At 37.0% G+C, this 15,258-nt stretch carries 16 protein-coding genes; 5 read left to right on the forward strand and 11 right to left on the reverse strand.

Features of this window, described 5'->3' with window-relative positions:
* Nucleotides 1-68: 68 nt before the first annotated feature.
* The 5 genes from accB to pdxA form a co-directional block, all read right to left on the reverse strand.
* On the reverse strand, nucleotides 69-569 hold the full coding sequence (gene accB / locus ABVM52_RS07175; RefSeq protein ID WP_405384730.1) for an acetyl-CoA carboxylase biotin carboxyl carrier protein: 501 nt from the start codon (nucleotides 567-569) through the stop codon (nucleotides 69-71).
* A 30-nt stretch (nucleotides 570-599) separates the two neighbouring features.
* Entirely contained in the window at nucleotides 600-1,595 is a 996-nt protein-coding gene (locus tag ABVM52_RS07180) for a beta-ketoacyl-ACP synthase III (RefSeq protein ID WP_405384731.1), read from the reverse strand.
* A 234-nt stretch (nucleotides 1,596-1,829) separates the two neighbouring features.
* A complete protein-coding gene (gene rpmF, locus ABVM52_RS07185; protein ID WP_089261118.1) occupies nucleotides 1,830-2,027 on the reverse strand; it encodes a 50S ribosomal protein L32 in 198 nt (65 codons plus the stop codon).
* A gap of 7 nt (nucleotides 2,028-2,034) precedes the next feature.
* A complete protein-coding gene (locus ABVM52_RS07190; RefSeq protein WP_405384732.1) occupies nucleotides 2,035-2,565 on the reverse strand; it encodes a YceD family protein in 531 nt (176 codons plus the stop codon).
* A 118-nt stretch (nucleotides 2,566-2,683) separates the two neighbouring features.
* The gene (gene pdxA / locus ABVM52_RS07195) at nucleotides 2,684-3,736 is read right to left on the reverse strand and encodes a 4-hydroxythreonine-4-phosphate dehydrogenase PdxA (RefSeq protein ID WP_405384733.1); all 1,053 of its coding nucleotides are present in this window, start codon (nucleotides 3,734-3,736) and stop codon (nucleotides 2,684-2,686) included.
* 59 nt (nucleotides 3,737-3,795) lie between these two features.
* Here pdxA and ABVM52_RS07200 point away from each other — a divergent pair, with 59 nt between their 5' ends.
* The gene (locus ABVM52_RS07200; protein ID WP_405384734.1) at nucleotides 3,796-4,380 is read left to right on the forward strand and encodes a riboflavin synthase; all 585 of its coding nucleotides are present in this window, start codon (nucleotides 3,796-3,798) and stop codon (nucleotides 4,378-4,380) included.
* A 4-nt stretch (nucleotides 4,381-4,384) separates the two neighbouring features.
* Here the strand turns inward: ABVM52_RS07200 and ABVM52_RS07205 are convergent, their stop codons facing one another.
* Together ABVM52_RS07205 and ABVM52_RS07210 are read right to left on the reverse strand one after the other, a co-directional pair.
* Nucleotides 4,385-5,470, reverse strand: coding sequence for an acyltransferase family protein (locus tag ABVM52_RS07205; protein WP_405384735.1), 1,086 nt, complete (start codon nucleotides 5,468-5,470; stop codon nucleotides 4,385-4,387).
* 10 nt (nucleotides 5,471-5,480) lie between these two features.
* Nucleotides 5,481-7,292 carry a sodium:solute symporter family protein gene (locus tag ABVM52_RS07210; RefSeq protein ID WP_405384736.1) on the reverse strand — a complete coding sequence of 604 codons (1,812 nt, stop codon included), beginning with the start codon at nucleotides 7,290-7,292 and terminating at the stop codon, nucleotides 5,481-5,483.
* Between the two features lie 87 nt (nucleotides 7,293-7,379).
* On the opposite strand from ABVM52_RS07210, the gene ABVM52_RS07215 reads away from it, so the two are divergent.
* On the forward strand, nucleotides 7,380-8,123 hold the full coding sequence (locus tag ABVM52_RS07215; RefSeq protein ID WP_405385113.1) for a TSUP family transporter: 744 nt from the start codon (nucleotides 7,380-7,382) through the stop codon (nucleotides 8,121-8,123).
* 126 nt (nucleotides 8,124-8,249) lie between these two features.
* Nucleotides 8,250-9,773, forward strand: a complete 1,524-nt coding sequence (locus ABVM52_RS07220) for a GH3 auxin-responsive promoter family protein (RefSeq protein WP_405384737.1) — start codon at nucleotides 8,250-8,252, stop codon at nucleotides 9,771-9,773.
* An 11-nt stretch (nucleotides 9,774-9,784) separates the two neighbouring features.
* On the opposite strand, the gene ABVM52_RS07225 is transcribed toward ABVM52_RS07220, so the two are convergent.
* Both ABVM52_RS07225 and cls read right to left on the reverse strand, forming a co-directional pair.
* Nucleotides 9,785-10,387 (reverse strand): hypothetical protein, encoded by a 603-nt coding sequence (locus ABVM52_RS07225; RefSeq protein ID WP_405384738.1) that lies wholly within the window; start codon nucleotides 10,385-10,387, stop codon nucleotides 9,785-9,787.
* 17 nt (nucleotides 10,388-10,404) lie between these two features.
* Entirely contained in the window at nucleotides 10,405-11,829 is a 1,425-nt protein-coding gene (gene cls / locus ABVM52_RS07230) for a cardiolipin synthase (protein WP_405384739.1), read from the reverse strand.
* Between the two features lie 132 nt (nucleotides 11,830-11,961).
* Between cls and ABVM52_RS07235 the strand changes: the two genes are divergently transcribed.
* Nucleotides 11,962-12,378 carry an arsenate reductase family protein gene (locus ABVM52_RS07235; RefSeq protein WP_405384740.1) on the forward strand — a complete coding sequence of 139 codons (417 nt, stop codon included), beginning with the start codon at nucleotides 11,962-11,964 and terminating at the stop codon, nucleotides 12,376-12,378.
* An 85-nt stretch (nucleotides 12,379-12,463) separates the two neighbouring features.
* A complete protein-coding gene (locus ABVM52_RS07240; RefSeq protein ID WP_405384741.1) occupies nucleotides 12,464-14,020 on the forward strand; it encodes a hypothetical protein in 1,557 nt (518 codons plus the stop codon).
* A 64-nt stretch (nucleotides 14,021-14,084) separates the two neighbouring features.
* Here the strand turns inward: ABVM52_RS07240 and ABVM52_RS07245 are convergent, their stop codons facing one another.
* Both ABVM52_RS07245 and ABVM52_RS07250 read right to left on the reverse strand, forming a co-directional pair.
* Nucleotides 14,085-14,267 carry a hypothetical protein gene (locus ABVM52_RS07245; RefSeq protein WP_405384742.1) on the reverse strand — a complete coding sequence of 61 codons (183 nt, stop codon included), beginning with the start codon at nucleotides 14,265-14,267 and terminating at the stop codon, nucleotides 14,085-14,087.
* Nucleotides 14,268-14,480: 213 nt separating this feature from the next.
* Nucleotides 14,481-15,173 (reverse strand): SOS response-associated peptidase, encoded by a 693-nt coding sequence (locus ABVM52_RS07250; RefSeq protein WP_405384743.1) that lies wholly within the window; start codon nucleotides 15,171-15,173, stop codon nucleotides 14,481-14,483.
* Between the last annotated feature and the right edge of the window lie 85 nt (nucleotides 15,174-15,258).

The following is a 15,258-nucleotide window of genomic DNA, read 5'->3' on the forward strand; positions in this document are numbered from 1 at the left end:
TAGATTCCACATGATTCTTACATACCGTTACATTGAACGGTATCTAACAATTATTACTCAAAATTTAGTTAAGAAGGATCTACCAAAAACAATGGCTGATCAAACTCAACTGGTGATGAATCATCAACCAAAATTTTCACGATCGTACCTGATACCTCAGATTCTATATCGTTGAACAATTTCATGGCCTCAATAACACAAAGCACATCACCTGCACCTATGGTATCACCAACTTCCACAAATACTGGTTTATCTGGAGATGGTTTTCTGTAGAAAGTTCCAATAATAGGTGATTTTATTGTAATGTACTTATCATCTTCCGCTTTCTTCTTTTCCGCTTCTGTACTGCTGTCCGCTACAGGTTTAGGTTGCTCTGCCGGTACGGGTGCTGCTGCTGGCATTGCAGGCTGCGCCATAGGCATGGTATGTACGTATGTTGGTTCTGAATTGCCATTGCCTAGGCTACCGGTACGTATGGTGATCTTAATATCATCCGTTTCCAGTTTTACCTCGCTAGCACCAGATTTGGCAACGAACTTGATAAGGCTTTGAATTTCTTTAATATCCATAGTAAATTAAGTTATATTGGTAGTTATAAGTTAGTTGTAAGCCCACTTTAAATAAATAGACCCCCAAGTGAAGCCTCCTCCAAAAGCGGCAAACACCAAGTTATCTCCTTTTTTAATCTGACTTTCATAATCGTTTAATAATAAAGGTAGGGTAGCCGATGTGGTATTACCATAACGCTGTATGTTCATCATTACCTTAGAATCGTCCAGACCCATTCTTTTAGCCGTTGCATCAATAATGCGTTTATTGGCTTGGTGTGGTACCAACCATTTTACATCTTCTTCGGTCAAATTATTACGTTCCATTATTTTGGCCGCTACATTTGCCATATTTGAAACCGCAAACTTAAACACTGTTTTTCCGTCTTGAAAAATAAAGTGTTTTCTGTTTTTTACACTTTCTATGGTCGCTGGCATAAGTGAACCTCCACCTTCCATGCCCAGGAACTTTCTTCCTTTACCATCTGCGCGTAAATACTCATCTTGAAGCCCCAAACCTTCCATGTTGGGTTCAAATAGTGCTGCGCCGGCACCATCTCCAAAAATAATACATGTGGTACGATCTGTATAATCAATAATTGAAGACATTTTATCTGCCCCTATCAACAATACCTTTTTATATCTCCCGGTTTCAATATGCCCTGCAGCAGTGGACATCCCGAACAGAAAACTGGAACATGCCGCTAAGAGATCATAGGCAAACGCATTAACCGCTCCTATTTCAGAGGCTACGAAGGCCGCTGTTGATGACACCAAGCTATCTGGTGTTGCCGTTGCCACGATTACCAAATCTATTTCAGCAGGATCTATATTCTTTTTTCGTATTAAATCCTCTGATGCCTTGATCGCTAAATATGATGTACCTTCTCCTTCTTCCTTTTTTAAAACCCGTCTTTCCTTGATACCTGTACGTGTAGTTATCCACTCATCATTGGTATCTACCAGCTCTTCGAGCTTTTGATTTGTCATTACAAATTGGGGAACATAGCCTCCTACAGCCGTTATAGCTGCTGTTAATTTGGTCATACCTAATTTTCTTTCTTATAAAAAAACATAAAAAACGAGACAAAAGTCATGAAAATTAATGATTTTCAACGACTTTTTGCCCAAATATGTCTTGTTTTTAAAAATTTACACCTTTACTTAAAATTGCCCGTGAACCCTTAAACATTTGAATTACAAAGCACAATAAATAAATAAAGGATAAAAAAAGCTCCCTACTTCAAATGAAATGGGAGCTTTATATTTTTAAATAAGGTCTTAAGCCTCTGCTTCTTCCGTTTTATCTACTAAAACCTGACCTCTGTAGTGAAGTTTACCTTCATGCCAGTGAGCTCTGTGGTACAAATGCATTTCTCCAGTAGTGGAATCTTGTGCCAATGTTGGGGCTACCGCCTTGTAATGTGTTCTTCTCTTGTCTCTCCTTGTTTTGGAAATTTTTCTTTTAGGATGTGCCATTTAAACCTTATTTATCCGTTAATAGTTTTTTTAATTCGTCCCACCTAGGGTCATTCTCTTCTTTATCCGTTCTTTTCTCTTTTGGTTGCAGCTCATTTAACTTGTCCAAAACTTCAGACTGTAATGTGCCATCTTCAATACCAGGATGGATTCTTTTTTGCGGAACCGCCAATACAAGCATTTCATACACGTATTGTGAAATGTTCAATTGATGTTCACCATGAGGCAGTATTAAAATTTCATCATCCTCATCATTATACTCCTCCCCAAACTTAACCACAAGATGTAAATCTCCATCTATGGGCTGATCATAAGGTTCACTAGTAATATCACAATTTACATTTACCGTTCCAGACGCCTCTAAATCAAGCTCTAACATTGTACTGGTTTTATGAAGTACAACATCTAAATTTAGATTTGCCGCATTGAACTCATCGTATCCAAAAGAATCAAAGAACGTATTATCAATCTGGTAATTAAAGTGGTGTTTTCCCTGCTTCAATCCTGAGAAAGGAATATTAAACTCCTTTTGCTTCATCACGTACACACTTAATTTAACAATATTGGCCCATAAAAGGCGGGTGCAAAGATACTATTATTTTAATAAAAGGCAATAGTTATCAACTATTTATCTTTATAACTTTTTGTCCTACAGATTACCGTTCTCTCTTTTGCCTTTGTTTCTTTAAAACATCTTTTGTTAGCTCTTGATATTCCGTTCTGTTCTTAAATATTTTCAATGCCATAAACACGGCTTCTTTGAACGAACTTGCATCTGCTACACCCTTACCTGCAATTTCATAGGCGGTACCATGATCGGGCGATGTTCTAACCTTATTTAGTCCTGCCGTAAAATTTACGCCTTGACCAAATGAAATGGTCTTAAAAGGTATTAACCCTTGATCGTGGTAGGCGGCTAAAATTGCATCGAATTTCTTGTATCCGTCAGAGCCAAAAAAACTATCGGCAGAATAGGGTCCGTAGACCAAATGCCCCATATTGGCCATTTCATTGATAACAGGTTTTAGCACCTCATCATCTTCCTTGCCTATAACCCCATTATCCCCACTATGCGGATTTATGCCCAATAAAGCAATTTTTGGCTTGCGAATGCCAAAATCCATCTTAAGCGATTTTTCAATCGTATTTACCTTGTCCCTTATTAACCTTGGAATAATAGCCGAGGAAACATCCTTTACGGCCACATGATCCGTAAGCAGACCAATCTTTAGGGTATCGGTTACCATAAACATTAAACTTTCCCCATCCAGTTCCTGAGCTAAATAATCTGTATGACCGGGAAACTTAAATTCATCTGACTGTATATTGTTTTTATTGATAGGGGCAGTAACCAGCACATCTATTTCTCCTTTTTTTAGCGCGTCTACGGCAGCGAACAAAGATTTCAAGGCATACTTGCCCCCTTCTTCATTTGCTTGTCCAAAATGAACCCTTGGTACTTCTTTCCAAACATTTACAATATTTAATTTATTGTCTATTGCCTTTGATGCCGAAGGAACACCGTTGAACGTAATATTTAACCCCAACACTTTCATCTGGTGGGAAATAGTTTTGTTGGATGCAAATATAACAGGGGTGCAAAAATCTAACATTCTACTATCCTCAAAGGTTTTCAAAGCTACTTCACAACCAATGCCATTTAAATCGCCTATTGAAATACCTAACTTTATCTTACTCTTTTCCTCCATGATAATCTGTACCTTTGTACTGTATTTGAATACCCAAAATTACTTAAATTAAACGACACATGTTTACGGGAATTATTGAAACATTAGGTAAGGTTTCCGCTCTTGAACCTAAAAGTGGCAACTTGGACATTACCATAGCATCTAGCTTAACACCCGAGCTTAAAATTGACCAAAGCGTTGCTCATAACGGTGTTTGTTTAACCGTGGTAAGTCTTACGGAAACCACCTATACGGTGACCGCAATTGCCGAAACTTTGAACAAAACCAATCTTGATACCCTTAAAGTAAACGATACCGTTAATCTTGAACGTGCTATGATATTAGGGTCTAGATTGGACGGACATATTGTTCAGGGCCATGTGGACCAAACTGGTGAATGTACCGGTGTTCGTGAAGATAATGGTAGTTGGATTTTCTCTTTCTCATATGATGCCACAACCGGAAACCCAACTATTGAAAAAGGCTCCATAACTATAGACGGCACTAGCTTAACCGTTGTAAATTCCGGTAAGAATACTTTTGAGGTCGCTATTATACCTTATACCTACGAGCATACCCGTTTTAATACCTACAAGCCGGGAACAATTGTAAACTTAGAGTTTGATGTTATTGGTAAATATGTGGCCAAATTAATGGCCAAATAACTTGTTAAACCTTTATAAATATTTTCCGCTGATATAAAAAGTAGCCCACAAAGCTATAAAACAGCACTACACTTAATCCGTACAATAAGGAAGAGGTTTCCAGGGCCAGGAAATCGTGTACATATACTTTCTGAAACAACCAGCCATGTAACGAGGTATCACCTATTTTTATCTGACCCATTACCTTGCTGATAAAACTGGACAAGAAATATATTACAATGGCATTTGCGCCTGCATATCTGAAAATAGAACCGAACTCAATTTTCTTTACATCCGTTATGTAATAAATACCTGCCAAAATAAGATTTGCCCAACCTGCGGTCACCAATACAAAACTACTGGTCCAAAGTGCTTTATTGATGGGAAATACAATATCCCACAAATGACCTATAATTAAAAAACTACCACCAATGCCCATTAATATGGTTGCTTTCTTTTCTTGTTTGGCCGTTAATATCAATCCGGTAAATATTCCTAACAAAGAACTTGCAATAGCGGGAACGGTACTTAGCAAGCCTTCCGGATCATAATCTGCTTTATAGTTATGGGAACCGAAAACTTTTACATCTATCCAATTTGCCAAATTATTGGGTGCTCTTTCCAAAGTAGACGCAACACCATCTACAGGAACAACCGTCATCAATAACCAATAGCCTATCAATAGTATTACGGTAACCCAAATCAATTTCTTCCAACTTAGATTTATAAATAATATGGCCGTAAAAAAGAATACGACACCAATTCGCTGCAACACACCTGGAAAACGGATATCACTAAACTTTTTAAAGAACGGATAATGAACTAGGAACGCTCCCAAGAAAAGACCTAGAGCTATTAACTTTAGTGCCCTTATTGCAATTTTTTTATAGGTGCTGGCATCTACTGTTTTATTTTTATAAGAGAAAACTATTGATGTTCCTACAATGAACAAAAAGAACGGAAAAACCAGATCCGTTGGTGTATAGCCATGCCAATCTGCATGAAGTAATGGCGCATACACATTAGACCAAGTCCCAGGTGTATTCACCAATACCATTAACAAAATGGTTGCGCCCCTAAAAATATCAACCGATAAAATTCTATCGCGCATTATGCTTACTTTATAGTATGTTTCCTTTTAATTTGTTCCAGGCCTTTATTAAAAGTAATCCCGCAACAATAGATACCACGGTCAATACCATTGCCTGTACCGTTCTACCATAGATCCAATATCCCGTGGCAAACATGATAGAATAAATTAATAGCACGCCCAATAACATGGCTGTTATTCCTGCGGGAACGCTCCACTTTTCTTTATCCTTAACAATTTCCACATCATCGGCATTGGCTTCACTAACTACTTTGGACCAACCCGGACCGCCTGGCTGAATTTTTTTGTAAAATCCTCTCAGCGTTTCATTAGATTCCGGTTGTGTTATAAAGGTGGCGATCAACCAAATAACAGTTGTTACCACTACAATAAATATGTACTCCGACCAATCTGGCAAAAGTCCAGTTTCCGCGGCAAAAAGATATGCACCAACCGGAGTCAATTTTAATATAATGGAAATAATACCTGATGCGAACATCGCCGTAATCTCGCTCCACGCATTAATTCTCCACCAGAACCATCTTAGAATAAAAATTAATCCTGTACCTGCACCAAATGCCAACAATACATCAAATAACTGCAATGCATTTTGTAGCAACAATGCCAATGCCGCACTGAATATCATTAAAACAACCGTAGAAATTCTACCTACTGCAACCAATCTTTTTTCAGAGGCATCTGGATTGATCTGCTGCTTATAAAAATCGTACACTATATATGAAGAACCCCAGTTTAATTGGGTGCTAATTGTACTCATATATGCCGCTACCAATGATGCCAAAACAACGCCTAACAATCCGCTAGGCAGTTTGGTCAACATGGCGGAATACGCTAGATCATGCCCTAATTTATCTGCGGTTACATTGGGGAAAGCTTCTTGAATGCTAGCCAAATCCGGGTACACTACTATAGACGCCAGCGCAACTAAAATCCACGGCCATGGGCGTAATGCATAGTGCATAATATTAAAAAAGAATGTAGCACCAATTGCATGGTTTTCATCTTTTGCCGCCAACATACGTTGGGCAATATAACCCCCGCCACCTGGCTCTGCACCTGGGTACCAAGAACTCCACCATTGTACTGCAAGGGGAATAATGAATAATGTTATCAATGCTTTCTTATTACTAAAATCTGGAAGGATATTTAATTTAGAGCTTACATTTTCATCTGCCATTAAAGCTTCTATACCTCCTACTTCAGGAATGTTTACCAAGTAATATGCAGCTCCAATAGCACCTGCCATGGCTACGAAGAATAATAGGAAATCTGTATAGACAACTCCTTTGAATCCGCCAAGGGCGCTAAACGTTACCGTTATTAAACCCGCACTAACCACAGTTTGCCAAGGCTCTAGCCCTAACATTATGCTTCCTATTTTAATTGCTGCCAAGGTTACGGCAGACATGGTTATTACATTAAAGATTACCCCTAAATACACCGCCCTGAATTTTCTTAAAAAACTTGCCGGCTTACCACCATAGCGCATTTCATAAAACTCTAGGTCTGTATTTACATTGGATTTACGCCAAAGTTTTGCATAAACAAAAACCGTCAACATACCCGTAATCAAAAAGCACCACCATACCCAGTTACCAGACACTCCGTTGGTTCTAACAATATCGGTTACCAAATTAGGTGTGTCCGTAGAAAATGTAGTTGCTACCATTGATAATCCCAATAACCACCAAGGCATTGTACGTCCCGAAAGAAAAAATTCTGAAGAATTCTTACCTGATTTTTTTGATACATAAATGCCTATGCCCAAGACAAGAGAGAAGAAAACTATAATAAAGGTATAGTCTAAGGTACTGAGTTCCATAAAATGGTTTTTGGTTGATTGTTAAAGATATGTTTTTTTAGGATATTTTTGTCGCTAATACGCTAAACGTACGATGTGCTTCTATCAATGACTTCTGAGATTACCCCAACCGTATGGATCCTTGCTTTTGGGGCAACATTTATCATAGGACTTTCCAAAGCCGGCATTAAAGGTATTGCCGTATTGAACGTAACTTTTATGGCATTGGCATTTGGGGCCAAAGAGTCTACCGGTATGGTTGTACCACTATTGATCTTAGCGGATATTTTTGCCGTTATCTATTACAATAGGTACACCCAATGGAAATATGTTTTTAAGGTACTGCCCTGGATGGTGTTTGGACTGTTGATAGGCGTGGTCATTGGGAATGAATTACCTGAGAAGTTTTTTAAAATAGGTATGGCCATCATCATTATTATTACTGTTATAATGATGTTCTACTGGGACCGTAAAAAAGATAAGAATGTACCCTCTCATTGGTCTTTTGCGGGTTCTATTGGTACCATAGCTGGTATTACGACCATGGTGGGCAATCTGGCCGGAGCATTTTCCAATATTTATTTCTTGGCCATGCGTTTGCCTAAAAACCATTTTATTGGCACAGCTGCTTGGTTGTTCCTAATTGTAAATGTTCTGAAACTACCTTTTCATTTTTTTGTTTGGGAAACCATATCTCTCCAATCCCTTTCCTTAAACCTGATTCTCTTGCCCGGTATATTATTAGGATTTTTTGTGGGAGTGCGATTTATAAAAGTGATCAAAGAGGCTTTTTTCAGAAAAATGATTTTGGTACTTACTGCTGTGGGCGCCATTTTGATCATGTTAAGCTAAAAATCTATCTATTTTGTCCCGTTTAAAGAGTTTAAGATTGAATAGCGTCTGTTTATTTAAGAAAAGAGTTATTCCATAGGTCTTTTAACCTTTAATTTTATAACATTAACTAGCGATACACGTGTTATGAACATTATAGGTAATTTTATTAAAGGGGTCATTAATGTAACCGACAAGATTACAGGCGAGAACGATCCGGTTCTAGAACAAAAGGAAGTCTTGAGAACTTTGTTGGAAACGGCCAAGGACACCTCTTTTGGTAAGGCCTATGAATTTGAGAAAGTTCTGAAAAATGACAATCCACAACAAGCATTTCGAAATGCAGTTCCTTACTTTGATTATAATCAGATCAACGATACTTGGTGGCACAAATTACATGAAGGTCAGACCGATGTTACATGGCCCGGAAGTCCAGATTATTTTGCACTGAGTTCCGGTACTACTGGTAAAACAAGTAAACGTATTCCCGTAACCGATGAAATGATAAATGCCATTAGGCAAGCAGGAATTAAGCAAGTGCTAGCGATTTCAAATTTTGACCTTCCGGCTGAGTTTTTTGAAACCGGTATCTTAATGTTGGGGAGTTCTACGGATTTAATAGAAAATGACGATCACCTAGAAGGTGAAATTAGTGGTATTAGCGCTAGCAATATACCATCTTGGTTTAGTGGATATTACAAACCAGGTAAAGAAATTGCACAAATTGATGACTGGGACGAACGTGTTGCCAAAATTGCCGAAAAGGCTCCTGATTGGGATATTGGCGCTCTTAGCGGTATCCCCTCTTGGATAGAATTAATGCTGAAAGAGGTCATAAAAAAGCATAACCTCAACAATATTCATGATATATGGCCCAACCTGCAGGTGTATACTTCTGGGGGTGTAGCATTTGGACCCTATGAAAAAAGTTTTAATGCTTTAATGGGTAAACCGGTAACGGTAATTGACACCTATTTAGCATCTGAAGGGTTTATCGCTTTTCAATCCAGACCTGAAACCGATGCCATGAAATTGGTAACGGATAACGGAATTTATTTTGAATTTGTTCCGTTTGATCCAGACTATATTTTGGAAGATGGTTCCCTATCACGAGACGCCCCCTCATTAACACTTTCAGAGGTAGAGAAAGGACAAAATTATGTGCTGATCATTAGTACGGTTAGTGGCGCGTGGCGCTATTTAATTGGCGACACCATTGAATTTACCGATGTGGAACGGGCCGAAATCAAAATAACCGGTCGCACCAAATTTTTCCTGAATACGGTAGGTTCACAGTTATCGGTCAATAAATTAGATGACGCATTACAAGAAGTTATGCACACTTTTGATATTGAAATTCCGGAGTATACCTTGTGTGCCAAAAAATATAAGGATGGATTTTATCATACGTGGTATTTAGGAACCACGGCAAACAATGACCCAAAGGAAATAGCCAAGAAATTGGATGAATCTTTAAAAGGGGCCAACAAAAACTACAAGGTTGCGCGATCAAAAGCCTTGAAAGGCGTCAAGGTTTTTATGGTTGAACCAGAAATTTTCTACGAATGGAATGACACCAATAAAAAGAAAGGCGGACAAGTAAAAATGGAACGGGTTATGTCCGAAGAAAAATTTGCAGCATGGGAAGATTTTGTTGAAAAACAGCATTGATCTAATCTATACTATTCCTTTTCAACCTTATCACGTTCTTCCACCAAATGCATAATTTCCTCTGGGGAAAGGTAAAAGTTTTTAATACGCTCCACATACTCTGGTGCTAAGCCGGCCTTCTCTAGAATAAATTCCTTCGTTGCCAATATATACGTTTCCATCCCATGGTTCACCGCAAAGGAGTCTGCCCTGCGTTCTGCTTCCCTTATATATTTTTTGGAGGTTAGGTAACTAAAGCCAAACCCTATTAAATTTAAACCGCTTCGCTTTTGAAAATCCATAACATGCCCTAATTCATGGCCCAACCAACCAATCATTATTTTGGCAGGCATGTCTTTTGTATAATACACAGAATCAGCAATATTTATTTTTTCGCTGATCAATATTTTGTACGACCTGTTTTTTCTTGATTTAAAAATACTTGAGAATTTAGGCTGTGCCTGCATGGTAGATTTTTTAATGTTCTTCTTGAATTTAAATTCTATTGAAGTATCTTCCAGTTCAGGATAATGTGCCAAGGCTATCTTTGCCTCTTCTAAAATTTCAGTGGGTATTATATGCTGTGCGTTCGCCGCCATAGGTATGCCAAAAATTAAAAGGAATAAAATTTTCAAGATTGATAATATATATGTTATAATAAGGGACTAAAAAACTTGGCCAGTCCTTCTAAAAATTTGCTGAATGCAGACCTCTTTTTAAATGAGTCCAATTCAAGTTTTACTTCTGTTTTACAATGTGACATAAAAAACTTTTCAATTTCGCCAGCTTTTTCCTTATCATATAAAATGGCATTGGTCTCAAAATTATGTTCAAAACTTCTATAGTCAAAATTTCCTGATCCTACCGATACAATTTCACCATCTATGATAATTACCTTACTATGTGAAAAATCTGGTCGTAAATAAATGTTCGTGCCTACTTCCAATAAATTTTCAAAAGTAGAGAACATACTATATTGTGCTAATAGCGAATCTGATTTTCTTGGGGTAAGCAATGTTACCTTTACACCGCTAAGCGCCGCAATCCTTAGAGCTTCTAAAACGGGTTCTCCCGGAATAAAATAGGGGTTGGCAATACAGATACTTTCCTTGGCAATATTGATCATTGCCAGGTATTGTTGCATTATAGCCGGGTATCTGGAATCCGGGCCGCTTGAGATTACCTGTACAACCGTTTCCCCTTGAGGTTCTATTTTAGGAAAATACCTATCTTGAAGCAACAATTCTTCTTTCCCGGCAAAATGATAGTCTTTTACAAATATGCGTTGTAAACTGTTTACCGCAGGACCGTTTATTTGAATATGTAAATCTTGCCATATTCCTAAATCAGAAACCGGTTTCATGTATTTATCCGATACATTGAACCCTCCTGTAAATCCGATCTTGCCATCAACAATGACAATCTTCCTGTGGTTCCTATAATTTAGCGTAAACAACAAATTTCCAAATCTTATGGGTAGGGTAGAGTGCGCCTTTACCCCAATTTTCCTAAATCGTTTAACTAACTTGCCCCGCATAGAATTACTTCCCAGAGAGTCGTACAACATTCTTATCTCTACCCCTTCCTTTACCTTTTTTTGAAACAATTCATAAAAGCGGTCTAATAGCATACCGTCTTCCAAAATGTAATACTGCATATGAATAAACTCTTTGGCTTCTTCCATAGCTTTGAAAATTGCGCCAAATGCTTCTTCTCCGCTATTTAACAAGGTAATTTTGTTGCCCTCATAGGGAGCAAAATAGCTATTCTTTCTTATAAGAGAAGCAAGTTTGTTCTGCTTGTATTCCTTAAATTCATGTACACTTTGCTCCCCTCCCTTTAATTCCTTGTAGGTTTCTGAATATAACTTTCGTTTTTCTGTCTGTTTTAATTTGAACAACTTAAATTTTCGGCGGTTAATGCCAAACAAGTAATAAAATAGAGGGCCTAAGAATGGTAAGATAATTACAGAAAGTGACCAACTGATCATTTTAGTGGCCCTGGAACCATTAAATATAATATTGATAATACTCCATAAAGTAACCGTTATATATGCAAGCCAAAAGAGCGTCGTCATTGGTAAAAATTTGTTCTACAACAAGATAGTATATTTTAATGGGTGCTTAGGCCTTAATATTCGTTTAAGACACTTTTCATTTGATACGAGTTAATTATAGAACTTCATTGTGACTAATTTTATAAAAAAGTGATGGGAACAATTGCTATGGACAAAAAACAGATAACGCTATATTATAGCTCGGAAAATTCCTTAGGGAAACAGGTAAATGCATATGTTGAATCTTCTGAACTGGAACATTTGACCATAGATATTGCCAAGACCAACGTTACCGGGACCCAATGGGCAGAACTGGCCGATGGTCTAAACAAAAATATTTCTGAACTGATAGATCAAGACCATGCCGATTTTAAAAAGGTGTATGGAGAGGATAATGTTTCTCTGGATCATGATGGATGGTTAAAGGTATTGGACAAGAATCCTAGTCTTTTAAAATACCCAATAGTAATAAAAGGAACTACATTCCTAGAACTAAAAAGTGCATCGGACTTTAAGCAATACATGAATCCGGATAGTGCAGGGTTAGACAAGCCTTATAACAAAGAGTAGTATTCTTACCTAGGCATTAATTGCATTGCTGATTTTAACCTGTGGTGCCCAACAATTTCTACTATTAAGATAACCGGCAATTTGCATGAACAAATTTTTAAAATGGTCCATAGCGCTAGGCTTTATTGTAATTGGGGGATACCTGTTTGCCCAATGGCAAATGAAACTACAGGTAATTGACTTTTTACATAGAAAGGTTCCCAGTCATATTAATTTTGACTACGACAATCTTAAAATCAATCTTCTTAAAGGAAATATTCAATTCAATGATATTGAAGTGGTAAGCCTGGGAAAACAGACTTCCTCGTGCGAAATCATGGTTAGTGCCCAACAATTATCTATTAACGGATTTAGTTATTGGAGCCTTTTTCTAGAAAATTCCATACAGGTGAAATCCTTGTTACTCTCCAAACCCCATCTTAAATTTAAGACCTGCCCCAACGAGAATGATGATCAGGAAACGAACAAGACCAATCCTATTAAATTATTAAAAGAAATAGCTATTGATGAAGTTTTATTTGAATCTGGAAAAGTATCCATATTTAATTCTAAAGAGGACCAAGAGCTGTTATCCATTGCAGCAATAGACCTTAGTCTTAAGGACATTACCACTAATGCTAAAATCATAAAAGCGTACGTCCCCTTTACTTTTACAGACTACAACATTTCCTTGAATGAGCTAAATGCACCATTAGGTAATTTTGAACGGTTGCAATTGGCAGAAATGAAATTAGATAATGAGAACATAATGATCCATGACCTCTCATTACAGACCATACCATCAAAAAAAGAATTAAGCCAAAAAATAAAATACCAAAGAGACCATATAGATTTACGTATCCCCATTATTAAAATTGCCGAGCATACCTATAAGAGGCAAAATGATACGCTACAATTAAATTTTGACTCCATGTCCTTAAACGGGCCAAATTTAGAAGTATATAGAGACAAGTCTAAACTGCAAAATTTAACAAGAAGACCCTTATATGGGGAAATGCTCCGCCATCTACCTTTCAAAATCAATATACATGCTACGCACATTAATAAAGGTACCATTGTATATGAAGAGAATATTCCAAACAAAGTCAAGGCCGGTGCTTTAAGTTTTGAACATTTGAATGCTTCTATAAATAATTTATCCAACCTAAAGAGTAATAAGGAACATGTGGACATTAATATTGAATCTGATCTTATGGGAGCAGGTAAGTTTGAACTTAATTGGAAGTTTCTTGTCAATGATGAAAAAAACAGGTTTTTAATTAGCGGAGGACTATCCAATTTTAAGACTGAAAAGTTAAATGAATTTTTAACACCTAATCTAAGAACGCAAACAACAGGCACTATAGATCAAATGTATTTTACAATTTCCGGAGACGATTATACAGCCAGTGGAGATATTAAAATGAACTATGAGGATTTCAAATTCCAGGTTTTGGATAAGGAGCGGAAAGGGGTCAAAAAAATCCTTTCCTTTATAGGAAACCTATTTGTTAACGATGGGTCTAAAGCAGATGAGGATGGTTTTAGACATGGTACTATTTCTGTAGAACGCGTACAACATAAATCATTCTTTAACTACTTATGGGTTAATTTACAAGATGGTCTGTTAGATGTTCTAACGGGTAATGGCAAAAAAGACTAAATAAGGATATAATAAAAAAGCCAAGCATAAAACTGCTTGGCCCATATATGCATGATACTACATATTAGTTGTCATCTGTTGCGTCCTCAACGGCATCTTCTACTTCTTCCGCACCATCTTCAATGCCATCACCAACATCTTCTATACCTTCTTCCATTTTTTCTCCTGCTGTTTTTTCTTCTCTACAACTCATGGCAACACCAATAGTCATAAGTGCAAAAACAAACATTAATATCGATTTTCTCATAATAGTCATTTTAATTAGGTTAATATTCTATAACGATTCATTAATAAAACCAATTATTAATTCAACCATTGTTCCCTACAAAGTTGCAATTATCTAAAAGCACTCCTTAATGATATAAAAATAAATATTGACTCATCTGAATTTTATAGGTAAGATATTGATTTACAGTAGAAATTACCTTTAAACTCATTAAACTATTACCAGCATTTTTAATTATATATCCGGGTATTCGTTGGGCATGAGCATACTGTCATACGAAATATCTTGATTGAACAAACCCTTTGCTATGGGGTTGGCCATTAAATTTTCAGAATTGCTTGATGCTAACATATTCAGTGCATGTTCCTTTGATATGTTGGGATCTAGCCATTCATTTTTATCTGCCTTATTGATAATTAAAGGCATAAAGTCAACTAAATTCTGATATTTTTTAACGAAATCATCGTTTGGGCCAGTAAGGATGGTGCATGTTAAAAAACCATCATCTAGCATGGTATAAATTCCTGCAAAAAATAAAACACCTTCATCTTTTGCCTTTATAAAATAAGGATGTATTTCACCATTATGCAGCCATGAGGTAAAATACCCCGTAACCGGTATTAAACACCTTTTGTGCAGTAATGAATCCTTATACCACATGTTGGATTTTAAGGAGTTTATATGGATATTCAATGTATTCGTTAATTTTTGAAACAGCTCCCATTCCTCTTGATAATTACTGGGTAACAATCCCCAGATTGCCGGATAAATTGTGTCCGGCCGCTCCATTGTAATAATGGGTATGGAAACTTCAGACAAACCACTGATTACAACTTGTGGTTCATATAATATAGGATACTTGAACAACGCATTGGCCTCAAGTTCCAACTGCGCTCTATTTGCTGTATTGGAAAGTTTATAATACATAAGGATATAGCTTTTTTATGGGAAAGATACATGGGATAACCGCAACCTCTTTGTTCATAAACATATAAAGCTAATCCATTAAAAA

This window comes from Maribacter sp. LLG6340-A2 (assembly GCF_045057105.1).
GTDB lineage: Bacteria > Bacteroidota > Bacteroidia > Flavobacteriales > Flavobacteriaceae > Maribacter.